The sequence below is a fragment of the Mesobacillus sp. genome, assembly GCF_049588175.1.
Lineage (GTDB): Bacteria > Bacillota > Bacilli > Bacillales > Cytobacillaceae > Mesobacillus.
Genome location: NZ_JBAVFI010000092.1, coordinates 1 through 3,251, shown reverse-complemented (window position 1 = coordinate 3,251; position 3,251 = coordinate 1). Strand labels below are relative to the sequence as shown.

General features: G+C 44.5%; 2 protein-coding genes and 1 other annotated feature. Of the genes, one reads left to right on the top strand and one right to left on the bottom strand.

Translation table 11 applies throughout. The features are described 5' to 3' along the window. Positions 1–216 precede the first annotated feature (216 nt). Positions 217–1,449, bottom strand: coding sequence for an MFS transporter (locus WB217_RS02010; RefSeq protein ID WP_423990164.1), 1,233 nt, complete (start codon positions 1,447–1,449; stop codon positions 217–219). Between the two features lie 144 nt (positions 1,450–1,593). Further along, positions 1,594–1,812 (top strand) — a binding site (T-box leader). Between the two features lie 91 nt (positions 1,813–1,903). Here WB217_RS02010 and WB217_RS02005 point away from each other — a divergent pair. After that, positions 1,904–3,241, top strand: a complete 1,338-nt coding sequence (locus tag WB217_RS02005) for a sodium-dependent transporter (RefSeq protein ID WP_423990162.1) — start codon at positions 1,904–1,906, stop codon at positions 3,239–3,241. Positions 3,242–3,251 lie beyond the last annotated feature (10 nt).

Here is a 3,251-nt window from a genome sequence, read left to right as displayed (position 1 = left end):
AGTATAAAATAGAGCCTAATGTGTTAGGACTAAAATTTGCTTTTGGGGAACTGACATATAGGCAATATGTTTACTCGAGAAAAACTGAAGCCAGGAAACTTCTCATCTACACCCTTGGCTCTGCAGGAATTTTTTCCTTAACCGCAGGCTCTTTCATTCATTATTTTCTATGAAAACAAACAAAACCTTGGCTATAGCAGCAAAGGTTTTATTTTGTTAATTCGCTTTTTTTACAAGAGTTTCTTTCAAACGAAAGAATGAATTTACTCCTGCTAGGAATGGCAGTATTGCCACTAACCCAATTGCCCAGCTTACACCAAGCAAATCCGCTATAATACCAGCAAACAAGGCGCCAAAAGCATAGCCGCTGTCCCGCCAGAATCGGTAGACTCCCATAGATGATGCGCGCCATTCCGGAGGATCAACATCGCTTATGGCCGCCTGCAGGGTCGGATAAACCATGGCTGTTCCAAGACCAAGCAGGATGGCTCCCATGATCCATAACCCAAACTGGTTAACGAACAAGATGATCCAGATTGCAGCCGCCTGTGTCCACATCCCATATGTGATGAGCAGCTTCCGGCCAATCCTGTCACTTAAAACTCCAGTAAATAATTGAAACAGTCCCCAGGCTGCAGGATAAACGGCGACGATTGTTCCGATTTGTCCAACACTTAGCCCTTGAATAGTAAAAAACAGCGGGAAAAGCCCCCACGCCATTCCATCCTTTAGATTGGTTGCAAGTCCAGCAAAGCTGATACTTGAAAGATTTCTGTTCTTCCATGTGGTCAGCGCAAAGACTTCTTTTGCTGATCGCTGGGCTCCTGAATGATTCGCAGCTGAATTTTTAATCTGGAACCTTAAGTGCTCACTCGTGTCTTTAACGACAAGCGATAATAATATTCCAATGATAACAATGCCTATCCCTAAATAAAATGGTTCTGGTCTTAGTGAATAAGAAGAGGCAATGAAACCTGATATGGCCGCCATAAGGGCAACCCCAGAATAGCCTGCAAATTCATTCAGCCCAACTGCTGTTCCACGCTGGTCCGATTTTGAAAGATCTATTTTCATATTAACGGTCATCGACCAGGCAAGTCCCTGGTTTATTCCAAGTAAAATATTTGCAACAATGATGACCCACCAGGCCTGAGCAAAAATAATCAGAATTGGCACGAACAGGCCGAATGTCCAGCCAAGCAATAATACCTTTTTCCTTCCCAGACGGTCTGCTATCTGTCCTGCGAAATAATTAACAATCGCCTTTGAAAAACCAAAGCTTATGATAAAAGAAAGCGCAGCACTTGCGGAAGCCAAGCCAAACTGCTCTTCGCCAAGCAAAGGAAGGACAGTTCGCTCAATGCCCACCATCGATCCGACAAACAGGTTCGTCACAACCAATAAAATAAATTGCAGGATGTTCTCCTTTATGCCAATCTTGATTTCCATTGCTTTTTCCACCTTTATAAAAATACATAATACCCATATGAGTATATCATCTTTATCTAGAAAAACGTATTTTTTTATATCTCTCAAAGCATCTTGACACAAACTCATTATCATACTATAATTTCGAGAAATATATTTTAATAAGTTGAAGCGTTGAAGAGAGTATAGTAAGCCGGTCTCCCTGTTTTAAAGAGAATCAGTGGTTGGTGCAAACTGATACAAAGGCCAGGTGAATTTCGTTCTTGGAGCTTTTTCTTTTTGGAGATACCAAAAAGAACGGTTCAGGCCGTTATCTTAAACTTGAGCGGGAAGCAGGCTTGCTTCCAAATAGGGTGGTACCGCGTGTTCAGCCACGTCCCTATCCAGATTGATGGATAGTGGCGTGGCTTTTTATTTTGCCCTCTTCCATCCCAATCAACCCAGCTGAAAATACAGAGAGAAAAGGGAGATTCAAATGGAGAAGGAACAATGGTCATCGAAGATTGGTTTCATTTTAGCAGCGGCCGGTTCAGCAATCGGAATCGGGGCAATCTGGAAGCTGCCGTACGTTACAGGCGTGAGCGGCGGCGGGGCGTTTTTCCTAATGTTTATCCTATTTTCACTATTCATTGGTCTGCCCTTGCTGCTTGCAGAATTCGTCATCGGGCGCAGTACAGGCAAGGAAGCGATTCGCGCCTATTTAGCGATTGCTCCTAAAAGCAAATGGCACTGGATTGGGATACTCGGTGTTGTCACCTGCTTCGTTTTGCTCAGCTTTTACAGTGTCGTTGGAGGTTGGATCAGCCTCTACTTCGTTAAGGGTCTAGCTGGCGGAGTTGTCCAGGAGGGTGCTGATTATGGTGAGCTTTTCGGCAAGACCATCAGCAGTTCATGGAGTGTGCTTGCGGCCCAGGCTGCGTTTTTACTCATCACGATTGTTGTCGTTGCCAAGGGAGTGCAATCAGGAATTGAAAAAGCGAGCAAAATCCTGATGCCCGCATTGTTTGTCTTGTTTTTGATTTTAATTGTCCGCTCTCTGACTCTGGAAAATGCGATGGAAGGCATTAAATTCTTCCTGGCACCTGATTTTACGAACATCACTTCAGAAAGTGTCCTGTTTGCGATGGGACAATCGTTCTTCTCGTTAAGCGTCGGCGTTTCGGTCATGGTCACATATAGCTCTTATTTGCCAAAAAATGAAGGCATCGTTCAGCCTGCCCTTTCGGTTGTTGGGATGAATTTATTCATCGCTCTTCTTGCCGGGCTTGCAATCTTCCCTGCGGTATTCTCGCTTGGATTTGAACCGGCTGAGGGTCCTGGACTATTGTTCATCGTCCTGCCAGCCGTTTTTGAAAAACTGGTTTTCGGTGAGCTATTCCTGCTGCTCTTCCTGGCGCTGTTTTTATTCGCGACATTGACTTCGGCATTTTCAATGCTTGAAATCGTTGTGGCTGCCCTTGCAAAGGGAGACACGAAGAAACGGACTGCTTTTTCATGGATCGCTGGAGGGCTGATCTTCCTGTTAGGAATCCCTGCTGCTCTATCTTTCGGGACATTGGCCGAGGCAACGATTTTCAGCAAAAATATCTTCGATGCCGCCGACTTCCTTGTCAGCAATATTTTAATGCCGCTCGGAGTTCTGTTAATTTCAATCTTCGTTCCTCTGAAAATCAAAAAAGAAATATTGCGCCAAGAGCTGCTGCACAATTCAAGGACTGGAAGCTGGCTATTTACCCTCTGGTATAATGTCATGAGGTTTGTTGTGCCTGTCGTGATTGTCGTTGTTTTTCTGGATTCATTGGGGATTATATAAGGGTACGCCC